The organism is Hymenobacter gummosus (assembly GCF_003970915.1).
Classification (GTDB): Bacteria; Bacteroidota; Bacteroidia; order Cytophagales; family Hymenobacteraceae; genus Solirubrum; species Solirubrum gummosum.
The window spans coordinates 267,211-289,128 of sequence record NZ_RXOF01000001.1; the positions used below are offsets into that span (position 1 = coordinate 267,211).

Sequence of the window (21,918 nt, forward strand, 5' to 3'; positions counted from 1 at the left end):
TGCGCGGCCCAAGGCTGGAGCCGACTACTAGGCCGTCAGGTGCGGCAGCGGCGCGAAAGACCGCTCAAAAGTCGGTTCCGACCTCGGGGCCTCCCCGCCCGGCGTGAGCCAGTCGAGCACGGCCATGCGCACGGCAATGCCGTTTTCGACCTGGTTATTAATCAGGCTGCGCTCATAGTCCATCACGGCGTCGCACAGCTCGACGCCGCGGTTGACCGGGCCGGGGTGCATGATATAAAGGCCGCGCTGGCGGATTTCTGTCAGCCGGTCGTTGGTGATGCCGTAGAGCCGGTGGTATTCGCGCAGGCTCGGGAAAAACTGCACGTCCTGGCGCTCCATCTGCACGCGGAGCAGGTACACGAAATCGGGCGCCCAGGCCATGGCTTCTTCGTAGTTGGTGAAGCGACGGATGTTTTCGGGGCCGTACTTGGGCACCAACGAGCCCGGGCCGAGGTAGGCCACGTCGACGCCCAGCTTCTTGAGCAGGGTGCTGGTGGAGCGCGCCACGCGGGAGTGCAGAATGTCCCCGATGATGAGGACTTTTTTGCCCACCGGGTCGGGGAATTTCTCCTTGATGGTAAAAGCGTCCAGCAGGGCCTGGGTGGGGTGCGCGTGCGCCCCGTCGCCAGCGTTGATAACCGAGGCCTTGGTGAGGCGGGCAATCATGCCGGGCAGGCCCGAGCGGCCGTGGCGCACCACGATGTAGTCGGTGCGCATGGCCTGCAGCGTCTCCACCGTCTCACGCACCGATTCGCCCTTGGTGATGGAAGACTGGGCGATGTCGAAGTTCGTTACCTCGGCGGAGAGGCGCTTGGCCGCTACTTCGAAGGAGGTGTGCGTGCGGGTGCTGGGCTCGTAGAACAGCATGAGCACGGACTTGCCCTCGAGGGCAGGGACTTTTTTCACCGATTGGGTGAACAGCTCCTTAAAGGACGTGGATTGGTCGAGCAGAAACTCGATTTCCTCGCGGTGAAGGGAAGCAATGTCGAGCAGGTCTTTACGTGCCATACCGGGGTTGAGGAAAGGTGAGGTCGTTCAGCTAAAACAGACGAGGTGAAGGCTTATCATCCACTGCCCACAACGGAGCAACGGGCCGCCGGGGCGGGTCGGGGCGCTGGTAGCCGCAGCCACCGTCGGGGGCGGAGGCGTTGGTGTCCGGCAAGGGGGTGAGCCGGGCGCCGGAGCTATGATGCGGCGGCGGGACGGCGGCCGCCGAGCTCAACGGGCATAAAAAAACCGTTTCGGAATCCGAAACGGCAGCGGGGCAACACCCAGAAAAAACAACGGAAATGCCAGAGACAAAATCGGAAAAACCGACGGTGGCGAAGACCTTCCGGTCTGCTCGCGGTTCCTTGCCGAGCAGGGCCCCGCGCTTCAGCAACACGTTTTTTGGTTGAAGCACGACGCAAAACTACGGCATTGTTGCGCCCGGTAACACATCGTTGATGTTGATTTTTTTTCGCCCCGCTCTTCTCAATGCTTCTTTTTGCCCCAGCAGGCTAACCGCCGCATCTCTATGCTCCTAAAAACAACAACTCGTATAAACAATTGATTTTCAGAACAAGCTCCGTTATCTATTCCATCTGCCGCAGTTGGTGGGCCGCCACGCTTCAGCCGACTCATTTCCAGCCGGCGCAATGGTATTGAGGTCGGCTGGTTAGAATGGGGAGGGCATCAGGTGAGGTGGTCTAGCTAAGCCGGACAGAATTGGGACGTTGTTTGAAGCTGAGTTTCGAAGTGGTTTGGGGCAAGGTAGCCGAGGGCGGAATGCCGTCGCTCTGCGTTGTAATAGGCGATGTGGTGGCTGATTTCGAGCTTGGCTTCGGCCAAGCCAGGGAAGCTGCCCCCGTCGAGCAGTTCGGCCTTGAAGCGGCTCCAAAACGATTCGGCGTGGGCGTTGTCGTAGCAGTTGCCGCGCCGGCTCATGCTTTGCACGGCCCCGTGACGGGCCAGCAAGTCCTTGAAGCGCGTGGCCGTGTACTGACTGTCTTGGTCGGAGTGGACGACGAGCCCGGCCGGCGGGCGGCGCACCACGAGCGCCCGGCGCAAGGCCTCGCTGACCAGGTCCTCGGGCATGGTGTCGCCCGACGATTCTGCGTGAGCAGCGGTCCAGCCAGACGGCCAGGCAGAGCCAGCCGCCGCCCTGACGGGGCAGGTAGGTGATGTCGCCCACCCACACCCGGTTCGGGGCGGTGGGGGCCAGCTGGCCGAGCAAGCGGTTGGGCGCGGCCCGGACAGCGGGGTCGGAATCGGTGGTGCGCGGCACAAAGGAGCGGGGCTGTTGGGCCCGCAGGCCGTGGGCCTTGAGCACGCGGCGGATGCGCCAGCGGCCCACGGCGTGGCCCTGGGCCTGCACCTCGGCCCGCAGCCGGCGCGTGCCGTAGCGCTGGCTGTGGTGCGCAAAGGCCTCGCGCACGGCCACTTGCCAGGCCGGCTCGGACACGGGGTGGTCCTGCTGCCGACGCCAGGCGTAGTAGGCGGCCGGGGACACGCGCAGCACCCGGCAAAGCTGGCGCACGGGCACCTGTGCCCGACGCTGGGCGATGTGGCGGTAGGTGCTCACCGGGTCGGTTGGCCGAAGATGACCAAGGCTTTTTTTAAAATATCAAGCTCCTGCTCGGCCCGTTTCAACCGGGCCCGCAGGGCGCGCACCTCCGGGTCACGCGCCACTTCTTCACTGCCCACCTCGGCCACGAGTTGGGCTTGCTGCCAGCGGTAGAGCAGCTTGGGGCTAATGCCCAACTGCCGGGCCGCGGCTTGCGTGCTGCAGCTCTCGCTGGCCAGGCGCAGGGCCTCGGCTTTAAATGCCTCGTCGTACTTGCGCCGTTTGTCGGGCGACGCCCCGCTGGGTTTGATTGCCATAACAGAAGAAAGATACGTCCTGCTTCTGTCCGTCTCGCCTAGACCACCTCAGTGAATGACTTTCAATTCCACCTGGTCCGATTGAGGGGTGTACCTGGTTGAGCACGCTGTAGCTGCCTAACCATCTTTCAATTCCACCTGGTCCGATTGAGGGGGCGAAGTTCCCGAAGCTGCCCGTTGTGGTAGTGGACTTTCAATTCCACCTGGTCCGATTGAGGGATACCTTCACGCCGGCCATATCTACAAGGCTTTTCGCTTTCAATTCCACCTGGTCCGATTGAGGGACTCGGAGGGGGTGGATTGATTGCTACCGTCAGACCTTTCAATTCCACCTGGTCCGATTGAGGGCCGGGTGTTGGCGAAAGCTGCCGACGACGACTATTTCTTTCAATTCCACCTGGTCCGATTGAGGGACCTCGGCCCCGAGCGTGTCGGTGGCGGCCGTCAGCCTTTCAATTCCACCTGGTCCGATTGAGGGCAGGTCGCTGTCGCTGCACAGCAGCTTGGTGGAGACCTTTCAATTCCACCTGGTCCGATTGAGGGGTAGGCGCTGGACGTGTGCGCGGTCGTGGTGGCGGCCTTCCAATTCCACCTGGTCCGATTGAGGGGTCAAATTCCAGAATCACCGGCTCGTCTTTGAGCGTCTTTCAATTCCACCTGGTCCGATTGAGGGCTGCCCCTGTACGTGGTGTACTCCCCCGGCATGGTCTTTCAATTCCACCTGGTCCGATTGAGGGGAGTACGCCACGGCCGGCCGCTACACCGTGAAGGCCTTTCAATTCCACCTGGTCCGATTGAGGGTCTTTCACGCCCAGGGCTTCGAGTGCGCCCTGCACCCTTTCAATTCCACCTGGTCCGATTGAGGGGTGCACGCCAACACCGGCGCCGACTGGGTGAACGACATCTTTCAATTCCACCTGGTCCGATTGAGGGATGCTTTACGCTGGCCGCCTCGTTCTTTGACGTATTCTTTCAATTCCACCTGGTCCGATTGAGGGCGGCCTGACGGGCAAGGACGCGGAGAAGGAGGACGCCTTTCAATTCCACCTGGTCCGATTGAGGGCCCTGAACGTTGATATGACCGAGCTGGATAGCATGTCTTTCAATTCCACCTGGTCCGATTGAGGGGGGAATCTCCGCCGCCTTGTTTACCCAGCGGTCGGCCTTTCAATTCCACCTGGTCCGATTGAGGGCGTCATGCCGTTCCTGGATTGCGCCCTCACCATGCTCTTTCAATTCCACCTGGTCCGATTGAGGGGACCGGCCCGGCGGGCTCCGGCAAAACTACCGCTATCTTTCAATTCCACCTGGTCCGATTGAGGGCCTCGTTGCCCAGCGCTTCGAGCTGCGCCACGGTGAACTTTCAATTCCACCTGGTCCGATTGAGGGTTCGGAGCATGAATGTATGCTTCCTGGATATCGACGCTTTCAATTCCACCTGGTCCGATTGAGGGAGTCGATGGCATTACCTACCGCGACCTGCGCAAGGACTTTCAATTCCACCTGGTCCGATTGAGTGCCGTTTAGCTCCGTGCGCCGGCTGCTTTTCCAATGCCCTTTCAATTCCACCTGGTCCGATTGAGGGTTGCTGCTCCGATTGGCACAATATTTTTATTGTGTTCCTTTCAATTCCACCTGGTCCGATTGAGGGCCCCTACCCCGGGCGGGATATACTGATTAGCCAGCCTTTCAATTCCACCTGGTCCGATTGAGGGCAGGCGGCAGGCCCAGGCCGTTGGCCCGGTGATACTCTTTCAATTCCACCTGGTCCGATTGAGGGCGCCGGAGCTGGTAAAATCGGAAGCGGAACGCCGCTCTTTCAATTCCACCTGGTCCGATTGAGGGGTACCCGTCCGGAAGGCTATCGGCGCGATGCTCTCCTTTCAATTCCACCTGGTCCGATTGAGGGGCGCCCGTAAGATCATCACGGCCGAAACGTATACCCTTTCAATTCCACCTGGTCCGATTGAGGGCCGGGCCGAGCGCGCCGCCGCGCAGCACGAATACCACTTTCAATTCCACCTGGTCCGATTGAGGGGGCGTTCCCGGCTACGTTCTCGGGTGGCCCTGGCGACTTTCAATTCCACCTGGTCCGATTGAGGGAACCCAGGCCCGATATCTCGAACCGCGGATTTACCCCTTTCAATTCCACCTGGTCCGATTGAGGGGGCCGCGGTCGAGGAGTTTTACCGCGCAAATTTTTCTTTCAATTCCACCTGGTCCGATTGAGGGTCGGCGGCATTGTCAAAGCTGCTGAACCGATTGTGAACTTTCAATTCCACCTGGTCCGATTGAGGGAAAATCGACCTTTCCGACCTCAATACCCAAATCTTTCTTTCAATTCCACCTGGTCCGATTGAGGGGAGTAGAACTCGCTGGCGCGGAAGTTCTCGGAAAGCCTTTCAATTCCACCTGGTCCGATTGAGGGGGGTGCGCCCATTTACGTGTTCCACGCCGATACCGACTTTCAATTCCACCTGGTCCGATTGAGGGTCGCGCACCAGGCGCTGCTCGGTGTGCCACTCCAGGCTTTCAATTCCACCTGGTCCGATTGAGGGGTGTCCTTTCCGCCCGAGGCAGGCCGCGGCAATTTCCTTTCAATTCCACCTGGTCCGATTGAGGGTGGTGTACTGCTGCCCCGGCTCGTAGCCTGGCCCGACTTTCAATTCCACCTGGTCCGATTGAGGGTGGAGCTAGACAAGGCCAACGGCGTGCTGGACCAGTCTTTCAATTCCACCTGGTCCGATTGAGGGCTGCGCACCTCCAGGCCGCCCTCGGTCTTCCAGCCCACTTTCAATTCCACCTGGTCCGATTGAGGGCTGCTCCTTCTCCTGGCAATTTTGCCCTTCCTCGTCTTTCAATTCCACCTGGTCCGATTGAGGGGCGGGCGCTCATTGGCGGCGGAGCGGGCCGCAGCTTCTTTCAATTCCACCTGGTCCGATTGAGGGAAGCTGGCCCTAACGAACCCCGAACTTTTCGAACCTCTTTCAATTCCACCTGGTCCGATTGAGGGCCAGCTACTGCTTTCGGCGGACCAGCTTACGCTTCTCTTTCAATTCCACCTGGTCCGATTGAGGGGCCCAGAAGTCGGCCGGAAGTCGTCGACGTTCTTTACTTTCAATTCCACCTGGTCCGATTGAGGGGCGGTCCAGGACTAGCTTACCGAAGCGGATACCGCTCTTTCAATTCCACCTGGTCCGATTGAGGGACCCGCCCCGCATAGAGTCCGCCCCGGCCCAGCGCCCTTTCAATTCCACCTGGTCCGATTGAGGGGGCGTCAGCGGCGCGGCCGTCAGCCAGTTCGAGCGTCTTTCAATTCCACCTGGTCCGATTGAGGGTTCCCCCATCGGGGAACGGGACAGCCGCCGCCCCGTCTTTCAATTCCACCTGGTCCGATTGAGGGTTCCCGCTGCTTGCCGTCAATCACGTAGCCTGTCGGCTTTCAATTCCACCTGGTCCGATTGAGGGACGACGCCTCGGCCGTGTGCCAGGTGGACCTGCCCGCTTTCAATTCCACCTGGTCCGATTGAGGGCAAAGGCCTTTTCGGCCTTACGAATTTTCGATACCACTTTCAATTCCACCTGGTCCGATTGAGGGCCGTTACAAAAAGCGGCTCCGGATGATCAAAACTACTATTTCACCGCCAAAGTCTCGAGCCAAAGTCGTCGATTACTAATACCATGATTTCCCCCAGGCAGCGACGACCATTGATAATCAGATTCTTGGGAATAAACCTTCTGCTTTTCAACAGATAAAGGGCCACCTAGGAGCAACAGCGACGACTCATGCCGTTTACAAAAAGGTATCCAGCCGGTTCCGCTCTTGGCCGACCACTTGCTTCTCCAGCCAGTGCTGACTGCGGCTTTTGAAGATCAGCACGCTGTCCTCGTCCAGGTCGAGGAAGCCGTGCGCGTTGGCCAACAGCTCTTTCAGCTTTACCTCTGTAATATCGCCTTCGAAGACCGAGTTCTGAATCCAATTCAGGTAGCGGCGACAGAGCTTGAGCATCTTGCCCACGCGCGCCTGTTTCACATCATAGACCAACAACACGTACATCTTACCACCACGCTTTAAAGGGCTTGTACTCCTCCATCTGCATCAGGTGCTTCGTGAGCTTGTAGCATTCCAGCTTGAGCAGGTGCTGGTAACTGACGCTGCGTTTGAGCGAGCGGTGCTGGATGGTTTCCTTCAACCGCTCCTCAAACACGCGCACCACCGTCTTGCGGGCGGATTCCTTGAGCACACACCGGTCCAGTTCCTGCACAAAGTCCCGCGACTGAATTTCTTTTTTGTTGAGCACGCGGAAGATCAGGCGGTCCACCAGCAGCGGTTTGAACACCTCGGCCAAGTCCAGCGCCAGCGAAAAGCGGCGGGTGCCTGGTTCATGCAGAAAGCTGATGGTGGGGTTCAGCTGGGTGTGGTAGATCTGCGAGAGGCAAGCCGCGTAGCAAAGCATGTTGCCAAACGACAGGAGGGCGTTCAGCTCGTTTTGCGGCGGCTGGGTGGTACGCGTCCCGAAGTGGTACTCGGCCGGTACAAGGCGGTCGAAGGCCCCGTAATAGACCTGCCGGATGTTGCCCTCCAGACCCATCAACTCGTCGACGGCGCCGGCGAAGGGCAGCGCGGCCACGTAGCCGTCGATCTGGTCGATTTCGGTTGCCACGTCGCGGCCGCGGCTCTGGTAGTAGCGCAGGTTCTTGAGCAGGTTGAAGGCCGAGCCCTCCACGAACTTGCGGGCCAGGGCCAGGCGCTTCAAGCGGGAGGTGTAGTGCTGGGTCTGCTGTACCTGCAGCTTGCCGGCCAGCAAGTATTCTTTGGCCATAAACGAGCCGGTATAGTGCTCGTAATAGTCGAAGAAGTGCACCGAGACGCCGTTCTTGCCCAGAAAATTGTAGAGGGCGGAGTTGGCATCGAGCGAGCCGAACACGTAGAGGTCGGCCACATCTTCGATGGGCAGATACTTCACCTGCTCGGGCAGGCCTTGCTCGTCGTAAGCCGTGTACTGCAGGGTGTTGTCCTTGCGGCTCAGCCGGCCGGGGTTGAACAGGTAGTAGGTTTTCCGCATCAGCGCACGGGTGTAGATGAATGAATCAGCTTATGCTATTCCCCAACCGCGGGTAGATGCCGGAAGCACTTGCCAGCCAGCGGTACCAGCGGCGAGGATTCTCAGGCAGCTAACTGCCCGTGCCGCGCAGCTCATTCCCCCACGTAGCAGAACTCGTAGTAGCTGCACTGCTTGCAGAGGGGCTTGTTGATGACGGGTGGGCATACTTCCTGCTCCACGATTCCCGCAATGGCCGCTTCCCACTGCGGAATAGCGGCCCGATCCGCCTCGGTCAGCACCACGGTCTGGGTCTGGCGGAGCTTGGGATACTCCAGCAGCCCGGTAGGTTCCGGCACGCCGTGCCGCTCCAGCACCAGCAGGTAATATTGGAGTTGCGCCACGCTGGCCTGCTCCAGCTTGTTGCTGCGCTTGATTTCGTGCACGACCCGGTCGTGCGGGTCATAAAAATCAATCCGGATGCCGTCGAGCTGAATTTCGCGGTAGCGGGTCGCCCGCTGCGGGTAGGCCGTCTGGTGCAGCAGGGTGCCGTCGGCCACGTTCGCGTGCGTGTGCTGAAAGCTGATGCCGTGGTGAAACAGCCACAGCTTGCGGTGGCAGATATGGTAGTAGTTGACGTGCTTGCCGGTCAGGTGCATGGCCTACAAAAACTATCAGAGCCGCCTTACGGGACGGCTCTGACAAGCGCTTAAGCAATGAGCTGATTCTCGTAATCAAAGGCCCGCAACTGCTGCTGCACGTACTGCTCAGCCTGCTCCAGGGCATCGGCGGCCCCGTAGGCACCGGCTATGTAGCCACCGGCCGCTAAGGACGTGAACAGCCGGGCGCCCGCGTTTTCATCCAGCACCGGCTTGGCGGCGGGGCGCTCGGAGTCTTCGCGCAGCTGGCCCCGAATGGCACCGGCCAGATGGTTAGCATTGTCGCTGATGGCCACGGCCAGGGTTTCCATCAGGCTGAACGTGCGGGCCTGGTTGCTGGTGATGCGCCAGTTGAGCAGCGCGTGGGCCAGGGCCGGCATGTACCGCTCCCGCTCTTCGCGCGGCGCCAGCAGGCACGGACCGAAGGCATTGCGGGTTTCCGTCCAACCCAGGTCCTTCAGCTCGGTTAGTTTACTGGGGTGCAGCTCCGGCTCCAGCGTGTTGGTCGACACGCAAAACAACGTCCGCAAATCCACGCACACGTCGTACACGAACAGGCCCGAGGCGCGGGTGTGGTCCGGAATCCAGATGCGGTTGGGCAGGTTGCGCTTGGTCTTCAGCAGCAGTGCGTCCACGGCCTCTTGGTCTAGCTCGTTGCCGTTTTCGTCGCGCACGCGCACCGGATGCACCGCCGGGTGGGAGGTCCGGTCGAAGGTCAGGTTTTCGCGCTGCTGCTCCAGCCCGCCCAGCAGCGGGTGCAGGGGCCGCATGGCCGAAATGGACAGCGGCGAGCGGCGCTTGATGGTGAATTCGCCCGTTTCGGCCCGCATGTAGCCGCCCAGCAGCTGGTCCACGTGGCGCGGGTCGCAGGGCGACCAGGGCTCCTTCTGTTCAAACACCACGTCGTCCTTCTTGCCCTTCTTCACCTGCCAGTTGAAGGTGATGGGCGCGGGCGGTACGTTCAGGCCGCTGGTCAGCGCATCCATGATGCTGCGCTTCACCTGCTGCCCGCTCGAATAGGCTTGGTTGGTCCCGAATTGTGGGTCGCGGTAATACTTCTGGCCGTCTTGCACGGCAAAGACGGTGTGTTCGGCGTGACGCAGGCCGCGCAGGTAGAGGTAAGGCTTCATCGGAAAAAGGAATTAGGCGTGAGTGGTTTCAGCGGAAGCCAGCGCGGTGGCGCCTTGCCGGGCCACATAGCGGAAGCGGGTCAGAATGATGAACAGAGGGAAATTATCCACCGGCATCCCCATGATGTGGCGCACCACCTCATCGAACACGGAACAGTAAGGCTCCTCGGATTTGACGGTGCTCAGCAGGTCGGTTAGCTTCTCGATGAAGGCGGGCCGATGCTTTACGAATACCTGCTCCACTTGCTGATTCGCGTTGGTTTTGGCCCGTCCCGCGTTGCGGCCGTCGTCACGGTGAGCGAATTGGAGCAGCGCGTCGGCCAGGCGGTCGGCCACGCCGTAGAGTTCCTGATTGTTGAGCATGGCAATAATCCAGAGTTGGTAGATGTCCAGTTGAATGCGGTCGGCTTCGGTTTTGGGGCTGATTTTGCGGTCCTTGCCCGGCATGTACTCCTGCAGCTTGGCCGGCTCGATGGCGGCTAGCCCGATGCTGCCCTGCTCGCAGGCGCGGGCAAAGCTGTAGTGCGTCTCGTAGAGCTTGCGCAACTGCTGCCAGTCGCGTACGGCCGGGGAGAGCTGAAACAGGCGCTGCGCCAGCTGGTGCAAGTCGTCGATTTGCTGCAGTTCCAGCGGCACGAAACCGATGGTACGGTTAGTCTGGGCTAAGCTGTACACATAGGCCGTGAGGCGACGTTGATACCGTTGAGTTAAGGCGAACAGTACATCAATCCAGCGCTGCGTCGTGATAGAACTGCTACCATCCTTGGTGACTAAAGCCGCGTCAAAATGAAAATGGGCTGTAGGTTCGCTTGGATCAAAGTATTCGTCGAAGGCATGGGTGAGCCAGCGGCCGTTCCAGGTATCGATCTGGTTGCCTTTCAGGCCGGGGCGCTGGCTGAGGTAGGCGCGGTAGTGCGGCCAGCCTTCGTACAGCGTCCACAGCACGTCGTCTTCATCCAGCAGCAGCGACAGGCCGCCGCTGACGCCGATGCCCAGCGCCCCGCCAATCCACGAGCAGTAGATGTCGTCGGCGGCTACGACAGGGCCGACGCCCGAAACCTGGCCGGAAGTGGTGCCAGCCGTGCCGGCCGCCGGAAAGCCAACAACGAAGCTGGCATCGGGCGGCAGTTCCTGCACGTTGCGGTGCAGCTTTTCCAGTTGAATAGCAGCGGCCGAAGCCCCGCCGACCAAATCCTTCTGCGCTACTTTCTGCGCAAACGGCGAGTTCGGCACCCATTGCAAATACTTATCGTGGGCGAAGAACAGCGGGTGCAAGTGCTCATCGAAAAACTGCCTTGCCGACAAATCGTGGCCGGTGCGCTCGTTCCACAGCGTGAGGAAGCGCCGGCCGATATAGCTCGTGTACATCGGTTACCGCGTTAGAGAAAGGAATCAGGTTCGATTAATTGCAGGCCCAGCAGTTCGTAGTCGGCCAGCTCCTGCGGCACCACGAAGGGGTTGCTGCCCAGCTCCAAACGGACATAATGTTGTCGGTTACGGTTGAAGCGCAGGGTGCGCCAGCTCACTGGTATTTCCAGCTCGGTGCGCCGGTCCCAGGAAGTAGAGTCCGCCATGTACTCGTCCCGGTCAGCGGCCAGAATGCAGGTGGCCGACTCAATATCCAGCGCCTCGACCAGTACCGAGCGGCTGCGGTTGGTCAGGGCGCTAATTTCAGTGAGTTGCCCCTCGCGCCAGACTACATGCGTGCTGATGTCGCTGACGGCCACCTCGGGGTACACGGTGTCGAGGTGGTGCTGCAAGTCACGCTCCGGCAGCAGGGCACCGTCGGGCAGTTGCGCGTAGCTGCGGGCCACCACGTCTGGGTCGTAGGGCAGGGTGCGCGGGGCTGGCTCCAGCACATGCACCGGGCGCAGGCGGCCGATGTTTTCGGTTGTGCGCCGCCGGTTCACGCGCCCGAAGCGCTGAATCAGTGCATCGAGTGGCGCGGCCTCGGTCAGCATCCGGTCGAAGCTGATGTCCAGACTGACTTCCACCACCTGCGTCGATACCACGAAGCACGGGCCGGGCACGTCGTCAAAGTCCCGTTTCAGCTGCTCTTCCAGCTTGGCTCGGTCCTGCCGCCGAAAGCGGCTGTGCAGCAGCATGGCGCGGATGGCTGGGAAGCGGGCTTTCAAGCGCTGGTATTCGGCTTGGGCACCCAGTACGGTGTTGAAAATCACCAGCACCTTTTCGCCCGCCGCCAACGCTGCTTCCAGCAGGGCGTCGCAGCTGGCGGGCAGGGCGTCGGGGCTTGCTGGGTCGCGCGAAATTTTGTGGACTTCGTGGCGGTTGAACTCGTCCAGCACCGGGGCCGGCAGCCGCACTTCGTACACGGCCTCGGGGCCGCCCAGCCGGCGCAGTACTTCCTGGTACAGCGCCGTGGGCATGGTGGCCGTGCCCACGTGCAGCCGGCAGCCCACCTGCACCAGCACATCCACGATGGCCAGCACCATCGCCTGCGCCTGCTGCGCGTAGGTGTGGATTTCGTCCAGCACCACGTCGCAGCCGCGCACGTCCAGCAGCACGCTTTCGTAGCCCGGCGTACCGAAGGCCACCGCCGCCAGCTGGTGGGGCGTCAGCACTTTCACGGCCGCGCCCACCTTGTCCTGCAGCAGCTTCTCGCTCACGTTGCGCCCGGAACGCCCCTCCACCAGCTTCGACATGGCGTGCCGCATCCGCAGGTGGCCGTTGGGCACCATCCTGCGCACCCGGTCGAACAAGGCATTGATGGATGCCTGAAACGGTAGCGTGTAGAACACCCGCCCCCGGCAGCGCCGAAACAGGTAGTCGGTCTTGCCTGCTCCTGTGGGTGCAACCACCAAGGTGTGGGGCCGCAAGTCATCGGCCGGCACCTGCGACAACGGGTAGAGCGCGTTGTCCAAGCGCAGGAAGTTGCTCAGGTCGGGCTTCTCAAACAGGCCCGCGAGCTGGGGAGTGGTCTGGTGTTGCAGGGCCGAGGCGAAGTGGTCGGCCGCCATCAGCAGGCCCCGCCCTTCCGACCACTCACTGGCTTTGAAGCGGCTTTGGCAATACTTCACGGCGTAGCGGAGGGCCGCTTCCGCTTCCGCCCGTGCAATAGGGCGCGTGGGAATGCCCAGCGCGGCCAGCACTGCTAAGCCATCTGCTGACCACTGCTCCCAACCCAGCAGGTGGTCGGTCAGCCAGGGGCCGCCCTGCTTCTGCAAATCCAGGATGCCCCGCTCACGTGGGTCGTGGCGGATGGGTTTGTGGTGCGCTACCACCAACTCAATCAGCCCGTCCCAATCAGCCGCGTCGAATAAGGGCAAAAAGCCCAACGACGACAGCTCGTGCCGGTGCGGAAACTGCTCGTGCGGCGGTAGCTCGTGGCCGTGGACTTTGTGCTGAAAATGGCCGTGGGCTTTGCCCAGGTCGTGCAGGGCGGCCCCTAGCCGCGCTAGGCGCACGTCGTAACCGAGGGCAATGGCAATGGCCTCGGCAGCGGCTACCACGTGCTGCGTGTGCTCCAGCAGCGTCAGGGCGCCGCCCCCACGGCCGGCGCTTTTGGCCAGAATTAGGGCCTGGCTCATCGTTCCAGCACGGGTTTGGCCACCGGATTGCCGCTGATTTCCAGCCGGCCGTACATGGGTGCTCCGTCGGCGAAGCGGTTGTACCCGACTAGAAAGGCACCGGGTTCCGCTCCTTCGGTGAAGCGTAGCTCGAATCCAGGCAGTCGCGCAAATTCCTCCTCGCTCATGGCTTGCCATCCGAGGGGTAGCAACACGTCTTCATTCCGGCACAGGCACAGGTGCTGGGACGCCGCCAGCACCGCCTCCGCCTCTGTCGCGAAACCCAAGTGTAGGAGGGGGTTCAGCATCACCCCGCGCACCAAAATGGCGCGTGGGCGACTCATCTGCTGCTTTTTCTTCTCGTGTATCCACCCGCGCGGCTGCGTTTGTTCCTGCTGCATACTCAAGCCCATGTAGGTGAGTTTGTGTCGCAGGATGTGCGCTACGCCCAGCTTGCGTTTCATACCCTCTATCACAGAAGGAGTTAAAAACTGCTGGGAGTATGTTTCTCCGTCTCTAACAGCCGTCCAAGGCTTTAGATAACCGAATGGACCAGCGTAAGTAACTAGGTACACGTATTCAGGCATCGATAATCAGTTTAAAGGCCAAAGTGGGAGCATTCAAGTGCTACAATGGTAGAGAATTTTATCTATTCTCCCATACGAGTACATTTGGGAGTTCAGAAGAGGGCAGTAAAAATTTGTTATTATTCTGAGTAATCTGGTAATACCTTTGTAACGGTCCCGGGCGTGATATGACGGGAACCATATTGAAATATACGGGGCCATTTGGGTCTTCCTCTCAATCGGACTGGCTGGAATCAGTTCATCAAGATTTACCAGAACAAAAGATTCTGGGACAACATTTTTTGACCACTAAACCTGATGTTCTGATGGACGACGCGTTCCAATTCGTTTATGCCTTGCATCTCAATGCGGCTATTTTGCAAGAGAAACAAGGGATTTTACCACGTGAGTTGATGGCTTGTGTGGAAAGAATCCGACAAGCTTTTGAGCCAGTGCTTCATGGGCACCACGGCCAATTTGTATGTCCTTCACCTAAGCACCGAAAGCTATTGGTATCATTCGTTCGCATGGGTAACCGCGTCATTATTGTAGATGCCAAAGTGATTCGGCCAACCAGTTTCTACAAGAAAGCTGCGTAAGCTCATTCCAAAGCCCCGCAGCCCAGCCCCGTGCTATTGCCCACGCCCACGCACCAGGCAAAGCGAATCTGCTCGGCGGTGCCCGTGACGATGACCGGGCACTGGCTGGCGCGGCACTGCACCTTTTTGTAGCGGAACAGCTTGGTTTTGGCGCCGGGGTAGTCGCGGTCGAAGCGGACGGCGGCGCCCGCGTCATCGAGGCCGGCCTGGCGGAGCTTGTGGCGCAGCGTGGCCGTGAGCAACTCGTCGGTGCGCGGGTCGTGGTAGGTGAGGTGGTCGGCGGGCTTGCCGGGCTCGGTTTCCCACTTCACGAACACTGGGCTGAGTACGCGAAACCACTGCTCCCCGTCCTGAAAATGAGGTGGCGTGAGGATACGGGCGTCGCGCACACGCAGGCCGGCGCCTAGGTCCGGCTCACGAATGACGCCGCCGACGAGAGCGTGGATCAGCTGCGGATCGTGGGCGGAGATGAACCAGTGAGCACCGTCGCGGAACCAGAGGCCACCGCGCCCGCCCCGGCCGCCGCGCAGCCAGGAGAGGGAATAGAGCGAAAGGCCGTCGTGTAGGTCATCGTTGTGGCCGATCCAGCGGTGGAAAGCCCCTTTTAGCTCAGGCAGGTGGTCGAACGGGACGGAGCCGGAAGCGGTCAAGAACAAGGATAATCGCATTAACAAACGCAGGTTAGATATGAATCAACCCCGAAAGGCATCGCGCCAAGGTGCTTATAATTTTCTACAAATGCTAACTGGGTTGGCATAAAAAACACCTGCTCCTAGAGACTATTATTGACTGCTGGAACTGTAATGGGCATTTCGCTGGCTTGCCTCCGCAACGCAGGTAGCCTGTAGAGCAAAAATGCTGTTTACGTGCTGTAACAGGCCTCTAATGCGCTAGGCCCATGTCCACAAACCGCAATAGTAGGATTTAGCACAATACATTGTATCCTTGCCTGGCCGCGGAACGGTATGGCGTCTTGAGGGTACCTCGTTTTGCTTTTACCCTTGCAGCCGTCGTTGTTCCTGCTGGATAAACAGTTGCAGCTCGGTCCCGCTGGGTAGGCTGATGCGATATTTACTGACGAACAACTGCTAAGAAAGGCCTGCTGTGGCATAGCGCACCAACGTGTCGTTCTTCTGCGCGCACAGAATGATGCCAACGGGCGGATTGTCGCCTTCGCTCATTTCGTGCTCGCGGTAGTAATTCAGGTACACGTTCATCTGCCCAGCGTCAGCGTGGCTGAAGGCGCCGATTTTCAGCTCTACCAGCACATGGCATTTCAGCAAACGGTGGTAGAATACCAGATCGACGTGGAGGTGCTCGTTATCGAAGGTCAGGCGCTTCTGCCGCGCCTCGAAGCAGAACCCGGGACCAAGCTCCAGCAGGAACGTCTGCAGGGCGTTTTGCGGCCGCCGGCCCCCGGCCAGGCGGTCAGACCAAGCTCCAGCAGGAACGTCTGCAGGTGATCTATAATGGCCTGCTCCAGGTCGCATTTCGCTGTAGCTGGCTCGTTGCTCCAGGCCCAGAAACTCCAGCACGCACCACATCGCCAACCTGCAGCGGCTGCGCACCCGTATGGTCAGCCAGTACTACCGCCTTATCCGTGGATAGCCCTGTTCGCTCATACAGGGTGGATTGAATCGCTCGTTTAAGTTCTCGCACGGACCAATGGTTCTGCACGGCCTGCACTTCGTAGAACGCCCGTTGCAGGGGTGACTCAATGGCTACCAGCTCGATGAAATGCAAGAAACTCAGCCGCTGGAGAAGCATGGACCCCTCCATGCCGGACAGCGCAGCTGGTGCGGGCAATTGGTCAGACACTGTCTGACCAATTGCCAGTAGAGGTAGCCCCGATGCCTGCAGCAGGGATGCTTGCGCGGTAAGCAGCTGCGGGTAAATGGAATAGAGTTGGCGGCACAGTTTCAGGTTCGTGTGGGAAAGGCCTGTCACCCCTTGGGCGCGTAGCGTCCGGGCAAGTTCCACCAACAACCGGTCGCCGTACGTCGCGCGGTCCCGACCGGCTTGCTCGTATTCGGCCAGATAATACCCCACCAACCAGTTGCGAGCCGTGAGCCAGTAGTTGACCTAATGCAGCGCGGCATGTTGCGCCGCGGTGTGGATCTGCGCGAGTTGAGCTGCGAGCGCAGGAAAGGTGGTGTCAGGCATGGCCCCAAAGATACAGCCGCACCCCTAGTGGCTCACCAAGGCTTGCAAGTGCTTGCGATAGCGTTTGACGCTGGAGAGGCTGATACCGGTGAGGGCAACAGTTTCGGTAACCGATAGCCCTTTGTCCAGTGCTTTCTCCACTTTGGCCAGCTTGGCTGCGTCAAACCCCGCCGGACGGCCGATGTGCTTACCCTGGGCGGCCGCCGGCTGCTGGCCCGCCCGCGTTTTCTCCAGAATGCTCTCGCGGTCGTATTCGGCCAGGGCGGCGAAGATGGCCAGCATGAACTTGCCAGCCGGGGTGGTAGTATCAATGCTAAGGTCCAGCGCCTTAAAATGGATGCCGCGCTCGTGGAAGGAATGCACCAGGTGAATCACGTGGTCCCGGCTGCGGCCCAGGCGGAAGAATCGCGCCACCAGCACCGTGTCGCCTTCCCGCAACTGACTCAGCATTTCGTCCAGCGCCGGCCGCTGGACACTCAGACCGGAGATCTTGTCCGGAAAAATCCGGTCACAGCCAGCTTTGGTCAGAATATCAAGTTGCGTATCCAGGTTCTGATCAACCGTGGACACGCGGGCGTAGCCGAATACTTTGTTCATGGGTTCCGAAAGTCAGGATTATAAAGATAAAAGCCCATTTCTTTCTGGTTCTACTTCTCAGCCCTGATTTTTGGGGCAGTAGAGAGAAAATGAGCTACTTAGCGGAGTGGGTCTGAAAGTCATGGTGGCTGTTGCAGAACTGACCGCTTCCTGACGGGGCTGCGTAGAGCGGAACATGCAAGGTCAGAAGCACTTCGCCAATCAAGAGGTCACGCATTTTCGCCTCTCCGAGCGCGTGCCCCCGCACAATTTCTACCGCCGGCTGGCCGAGCTGGTGGATTGGGGCTTTCTCTACGACGCGACTAAAGAGCTCTACAGCCACACGGGGCAGCCCTCGCTCGATCCGGTGGTCTTCTTCAAGCTCGTGCTGGTGGCGCGCTTGGAAAACCTGGTCAGCGACCGGCGCCTGGTCGAGCACTGCGCCCTGCGGTTGGACATCTTGCTGTTCCTGGGCCACGAGGTAACCGAAGCGCTGCCCTGGCACTCGACTGTGAGCCGTACGCGCCAACTGTACCCAGCTGCCGTCTTCGAGCGCCTGTTCGACCACGTGTTTGCCCAATGCTTTGCGCAGGGCCTGGTCGCCGGCGACACGCAGGCGGTGGATTCGGCGCCAGTCAAAGCCAACGCGTCGCTGCATCGCCTCTGCCAGAAGCAGCCGATCGAGGCCCTGGTGCCGCGCCTGCGCTTGACCGATGCGGCCACCAGCGAGTCCCCACCGTTGCCGGCGGTGGCTGTCCTGGACACGCCCGCGCACGTTTTGCGCCGCGTGGCCACACGGCAAGCCCAGCAGCAAACCGGGCACCTGGGCGCCAGCCGTCCAGGGGCGCGTCTGGTCAGCAACAAAACCCACTACAGCCCGACGGATCCGGACGCGCGTATCTCCGTCAAGACGGGCAAAGCGCGGGCGCTCAACTACCTCTGCAGCCTGGCGGTCGATACGGCCCACGGCGTGATCAGCCATGTGCAGGCCGACTTTGCCGACAGCCGCGACAGCGTCCACCTGCCCCAACTGGTGGCGCAACTGCAGCAGCGGTTACTCGCACAGGGCCTGCCCCTGCAGGACCTGATTGCCGATACGAACTACTCCAGCGGCGTGAACTACGCCCTGCTCGAGCAACGCGGCATCACGCCCTGGATTCCGGTCTTCGGGCGCTACAAAGTCGACGTGGAGGGCTTTACCTACGACGCGGTAGCAGACGGCTTTACCTGTCCAGCCGGCAAGAAACTACGCTTTGTCGCCTACGTGACGAGTCTGGATGGGGGCCTTTCCAAGGGCTACCTGGCCTCGAGCCGGGGCTGCCGGTTGTGCGCCCACAAGCCCACCTGCGCGCCCAAAACTAAGAAACGCCGCATCGCGCGCACGGCCTATGACCCGTGGTACCGCCGGGCCCTGCACCGCCAGCACAGCCGGCAAGGGCAACGGATGCGGCGCCGGCGCCAGAGCACCGTCGAGCCCGTGTTCGGCAGCCTGCTCCACTACTACGGCCTGCGCCGGGTCAACACACGCAGCCGCGCCAGCGCCCACAAAACCATGCTGCTCGCCGCTGTGGCCTACAACTTGAAGAAGCTACTGCGCCACCAGCCTGCGCAACGTCTGGCACTGGCCGTGGCACTGCTCAAGACAACGCTGACATCCTCTGGTGCCCAATCGCTGCAAGGAATACCCAAACACAGCATCTTGTCAGTTGTGTGTTCCTGGTAAGCGAGAGTTCTGCAACAGCCACCATGGTTTATTGAGTCCGTATACTACGGCTATGACTTTGCGAAGGCTGCTACAGATTGATAATGCCACCTGGAACTGAGCTATTTGTTCAGTTATACCGTCGTTTCGGTTAACTGAATACACCCGTTGACATACCTAAAGCCGATCATAGGCATAGATTAACATGATGCAACTCGCCGCTGCCGAAGTTGCTCCTGCGGCACTGGTTCATCGCTCGGGGCATGCGCGTTGTTCCGGCTAGTTATCACATTGACGCCGCTACCTGTCCAGTGTTAGCGCCCGCAGGTGGCAAATGGCTTCAGACGAATCCAAATGGCCGTTAGCAAGTGCGTCGTTCAAGCCCAAAGGCGACTCGGGAGGCTTCCTTTTTCCCAACCCTTCTCTAGCAATTGGTGTTGCGGGCGCGTACTTTCGAAGTTCGATTTGCCGCGTCCCATGCTTGCTTCGCCACCTGCTCTCGCTGACGACTTCTTCGACGCCGTGTTGGCCTTGTCGGCCTCGGCCCTGCTGGTGTACCGCCCCGTGCGCGACGCAGCCGGGGAACTGGTCGATTTTGCCCTAACGCATTGCAACCCGGCCGCTCGGCAGTTGTTGCACCTTGCCCCGGCCGCGACCCCGCCCTTCCGGGCCCACGTCGCGGCGTACGCCCCCCACAACGGCTTTGACCAACTCCGCGACGCGTTTGAAGCGGGCCGCGCTTCGGGTTCGCTCGTACTGCGCTACCCGGTGGACGGCCGCGCGGCCCTGTTTCAGACCGACGTGCGGCGGGCGGGCGAGGCGCTGGTGGTTGGGCTCACGCCGGCAGACACAGACACGCCTCCCGTGCCGGCATATTCGTCTCTGGTGACAGGGCCGCTGCGGAGCCCCGCGGAAGAATCCCACTTTCTCTACGAGGTGCTGGCGCACGCCCCGGTGGCCGTGGCCAGCCTGGAGGGCCCGGACCACGTGTTTACGTACCTGAACCCCGGCTACGCCAAGCTGCTGGCGGGCCGGCCCGTGCTGGGGCTGCCCGTGCGCGAGGCCTTGCCGGACCTCAACAACCAAGCGTTTCCCGGCCTGCTCGACCAGGTGTACCGCACCGGGGAGCCCTATGTCGGACACGAAATGCTGGTGCAGTACGACCGCACCAACACGGGCCGCATCGAGGACACGTACTTCAACTTCCTCTACCAGGCCACGCGCGACCCGGCCGGCCGCATCACCGGCGTCATCCTCTTCGCCTACGACGTGACCGACACGGTCACCACGCGCCTGCAGGTGCAACGCCTCAACGGCGCGCTGCAGCGGACCAACCAGGAACTGGAAGCGCGCGTGCAGGCCCGTACGCAACAGGTGTGGCAGCAAACCCAGCGGCTGGAGCGGCTGGTACAGGAAGCTCCCGCCGCCATTGCCCTGCTGCAGGGGCCAGAACTGACGTTCGAGCTGCTCAACGCCCGCTACCAGGCCCTGTTTCCCGACCGAGAGTTGCTGGGCCGGCCCGTGCTTGAGGCCCTGCCGGAGCTGCGCGCGACGCCCTTGGCCGACGTGTTGCTCGGCGTGTACCGCACGGGCCAGACCTACCTGGGCACGGAGGCGCCCATCCCCTTTGCCGGCGCCGACGGGCAGGTGCAGACCCGCTACTTCGATTTCATTTACCAGCCCCGTTTCGACGCCGACGGGGGCATCGACGGGTTGGTGCTCTTCGGCTTCGAGGTGAGTGAGCGGGTGCAGCGCCGCCTCCAAACCGAAGCCCTGCAGGCCGAGCTGCTGGCCGCGGCCGAGCGCCGGGTGCAGGAGCGGCAGGACCTGATACACCTGTTTGAGCAGGCCCCGGCCGCCGTGTGCCTGCTGCGCGAACTGGACCACCGGATCGACTACTTCAACGCGACCTTTGCCCGGCTGTTTCCAGGCGAGAGCCTGCGCGGCCGCCTCGTCGGTGAAGCCTACCCCGATGCCTTCGGCGCCGACGTCCTCGACCGGCTTGACCGGGTGTACCAGACGGGCAACACCTACACCGGCGTGGAGGTGCCCTTGCCTGCGGCCCCGCACCCCGACCGTCCCGGCCTGGCTCGTTACTTCAACTACACCTACCAGGCCTACCGCGAGCAAGGCCGCATCGTGGGCGTGGCCGTGTTCCTCTACGACGTCACCGAGCAGGTGCTGAGCCGCCAGCAGGTGCAGGAGCTGCACGAAGAACTAGCGGCCGTCAACGAAGAACTAGCCGCCACCAACGAGGAACTGCTGGTCAGCAACGAGGAGCTGCTGAACAGCAACACCCGGCTGAGCCGCACCAACGCCGACCTGGACACGTTCGTCTACACCGCCTCGCACGATTTGAAAGCGCCCATCACCAACATCGAAGGGCTGCTGCAGGTGCTGCGAGAGGAAGCGACAGCGGGGAGTTGGAGCGACACCGCGGGCCATGTGCTGACGCTGATGCAAGACGCGGTCGAGCGGTTCCGCACCACTTTGGGCCAGCTGAGCGAAATCAGCCGCTTGCAGGCCGACGCCGAAGCCGCCGCCCCGGTGGACGTAGCCGCCGTCGTGGCCGGGGTGGAGCTGGACCTGGCCCCGCTGCAAGCTGTGGCGCGGGCCGAGGTGCAGGTGGACGTGGCCGCATGCCCGACCCTGCGGGTGCCGGCCAAGACGTTGCGCTCGGTCGTGTACAACCTGCTCAGCAACGCGCTCAAGTACCGCTCTGCCGAACGCGTACTCGTGGTGCAGATTCGCTGCTGGTGCGAGGCGGGGCAGGCGTGGCTGGCGGTCAGCGACAACGGCCTGGGCATCGACCTGACCCGCCAGACGGAGCTGTTCGGCCTGTTCCGGCGCTACCACACCCACGTCGAGGGCTCGGGCGTCGGCTTGTACATGGTCCGGCGCATGGTCGAGCACGCCGGCGGGCGCATCGACGTGCGCAGCCAGCTCGGCGAGGGCAGCACCTTTACCGTGCGCTTTCCCTTGGCCGGATAGGGGGGGCGTGGCCGTTTCAGCGGGCACCGGTTGCCAGGGCGCCTCTCGGGCAACCCGTCTCCCACCGGGAACCCGCAGGCGGGGCCACGGCATTTGCGCGT

General features: G+C 61.3%; 16 protein-coding genes, 2 pseudogenes and 1 CRISPR repeat array. Of the genes and pseudogenes, 3 read left to right on the forward strand and 15 right to left on the reverse strand.

The window, feature by feature from the left end:
* Window positions 1–27: 27 nt before the first annotated feature.
* The 11 genes and pseudogenes from EJV47_RS01210 to EJV47_RS01260 all read right to left on the reverse strand — a co-directional run bounded on the left by EJV47_RS01210 (window position 28) and on the right by EJV47_RS01260 (window position 13,684).
* Entirely contained in the window at window positions 28–1,008 is a 981-nt protein-coding gene (locus EJV47_RS01210) for an aspartate carbamoyltransferase catalytic subunit (protein WP_126691317.1), read from the reverse strand.
* A 684-nt stretch (window positions 1,009–1,692) separates the two neighbouring features.
* A complete protein-coding gene (locus EJV47_RS29080) occupies window positions 1,693–1,926 on the reverse strand; it encodes an integrase core domain-containing protein (protein ID WP_424321749.1) in 234 nt (77 codons plus the stop codon).
* 39 nt (window positions 1,927–1,965) lie between these two features.
* Window positions 1,966–2,563 (reverse strand): annotated as a pseudogene (locus EJV47_RS29085) (IS3 family transposase); the annotation flags it as partial.
* Entirely contained in the window at window positions 2,560–2,862 is a 303-nt protein-coding gene (locus EJV47_RS01225; RefSeq protein WP_126691319.1) for a transposase, read from the reverse strand. The gene EJV47_RS01225 and the pseudogene EJV47_RS29085, both read right to left, overlap by 4 nt.
* A gap of 59 nt (window positions 2,863–2,921) precedes the next feature.
* Window positions 2,922–6,460: direct repeats of the CRISPR family, unit length 29 nt; unit sequence CTTTCAATTCCACCTGGTCCGATTGAGGG.
* A 195-nt stretch (window positions 6,461–6,655) separates the two neighbouring features.
* Window positions 6,656–6,919, reverse strand: coding sequence for a CRISPR-associated endonuclease Cas2 (cas2, locus tag EJV47_RS01230; RefSeq protein WP_126691320.1), 264 nt, complete (start codon window positions 6,917–6,919; stop codon window positions 6,656–6,658).
* 1 nt (window position 6,920) lies between these two features.
* Window positions 6,921–7,928: a type I-B CRISPR-associated endonuclease Cas1b gene (gene cas1b / locus EJV47_RS01235; RefSeq protein ID WP_126691321.1), complete on the reverse strand. Its 1,008-nt coding sequence runs from the start codon at window positions 7,926–7,928 to the stop codon at window positions 6,921–6,923.
* A 131-nt stretch (window positions 7,929–8,059) separates the two neighbouring features.
* On the reverse strand, window positions 8,060–8,563 hold the full coding sequence (cas4, locus tag EJV47_RS01240; protein WP_126691322.1) for a CRISPR-associated protein Cas4: 504 nt from the start codon (window positions 8,561–8,563) through the stop codon (window positions 8,060–8,062).
* Window positions 8,564–8,613: 50 nt separating this feature from the next.
* Window positions 8,614–9,693 carry a CRISPR-associated protein Cas7 gene (locus tag EJV47_RS01245; RefSeq protein ID WP_126691323.1) on the reverse strand — a complete coding sequence of 360 codons (1,080 nt, stop codon included), beginning with the start codon at window positions 9,691–9,693 and terminating at the stop codon, window positions 8,614–8,616.
* 12 nt (window positions 9,694–9,705) lie between these two features.
* The gene (locus tag EJV47_RS01250) at window positions 9,706–11,061 is read right to left on the reverse strand and encodes a hypothetical protein (RefSeq protein WP_126691324.1); all 1,356 of its coding nucleotides are present in this window, start codon (window positions 11,059–11,061) and stop codon (window positions 9,706–9,708) included.
* Window positions 11,062–11,072: 11 nt separating this feature from the next.
* Window positions 11,073–13,241 carry a CRISPR-associated helicase Cas3' gene (gene cas3 / locus EJV47_RS01255; RefSeq protein ID WP_126691325.1) on the reverse strand — a complete coding sequence of 723 codons (2,169 nt, stop codon included), beginning with the start codon at window positions 13,239–13,241 and terminating at the stop codon, window positions 11,073–11,075.
* Window positions 13,238–13,684 carry a hypothetical protein gene (locus EJV47_RS01260; RefSeq protein ID WP_243650966.1) on the reverse strand — a complete coding sequence of 149 codons (447 nt, stop codon included), beginning with the start codon at window positions 13,682–13,684 and terminating at the stop codon, window positions 13,238–13,240. The genes cas3 and EJV47_RS01260 overlap by 4 nt, the downstream gene beginning before the upstream one ends.
* Window positions 13,685–13,974: 290 nt before the next feature.
* On the opposite strand from EJV47_RS01260, the gene EJV47_RS01265 reads away from it, so the two are divergent.
* Window positions 13,975–14,385: a hypothetical protein gene (locus EJV47_RS01265; protein ID WP_126691327.1), complete on the forward strand. Its 411-nt coding sequence runs from the start codon at window positions 13,975–13,977 to the stop codon at window positions 14,383–14,385.
* A gap of 2 nt (window positions 14,386–14,387) precedes the next feature.
* Here the strand turns inward: EJV47_RS01265 and cas6 are convergent, their stop codons facing one another.
* The 4 genes and pseudogenes from cas6 to EJV47_RS01285 all read right to left on the reverse strand — a co-directional run bounded on the left by cas6 (window position 14,388) and on the right by EJV47_RS01285 (window position 17,145).
* Entirely contained in the window at window positions 14,388–15,035 is a 648-nt protein-coding gene (cas6, locus tag EJV47_RS01270) for a CRISPR-associated endoribonuclease Cas6 (protein ID WP_165903567.1), read from the reverse strand.
* Between the two features lie 438 nt (window positions 15,036–15,473).
* On the reverse strand, window positions 15,474–15,920 hold the full coding sequence (locus EJV47_RS01275) for a PDDEXK nuclease domain-containing protein (RefSeq protein WP_243650967.1): 447 nt from the start codon (window positions 15,918–15,920) through the stop codon (window positions 15,474–15,476).
* Window positions 15,850–16,455, reverse strand: a pseudogene (locus EJV47_RS29090) (DUF1016 N-terminal domain-containing protein); the annotation flags it as partial. The gene EJV47_RS01275 and the pseudogene EJV47_RS29090, both read right to left, overlap by 71 nt.
* A gap of 117 nt (window positions 16,456–16,572) precedes the next feature.
* The gene (locus EJV47_RS01285; protein ID WP_126691330.1) at window positions 16,573–17,145 is read right to left on the reverse strand and encodes a recombinase family protein; all 573 of its coding nucleotides are present in this window, start codon (window positions 17,143–17,145) and stop codon (window positions 16,573–16,575) included.
* Window positions 17,146–17,320: 175 nt separating this feature from the next.
* On the opposite strand from EJV47_RS01285, the gene EJV47_RS01290 reads away from it, so the two are divergent.
* Together EJV47_RS01290 and EJV47_RS01295 are read left to right on the forward strand one after the other, a co-directional pair.
* Window positions 17,321–18,847, forward strand: a complete 1,527-nt coding sequence (locus tag EJV47_RS01290; protein ID WP_126691331.1) for an IS1182 family transposase — start codon at window positions 17,321–17,323, stop codon at window positions 18,845–18,847.
* Between the two features lie 456 nt (window positions 18,848–19,303).
* Window positions 19,304–21,817, forward strand: coding sequence for a PAS domain-containing sensor histidine kinase (locus EJV47_RS01295; RefSeq protein WP_165903569.1), 2,514 nt, complete (start codon window positions 19,304–19,306; stop codon window positions 21,815–21,817).
* The last annotated feature ends 101 nt before the right edge of the window (window positions 21,818–21,918 follow it).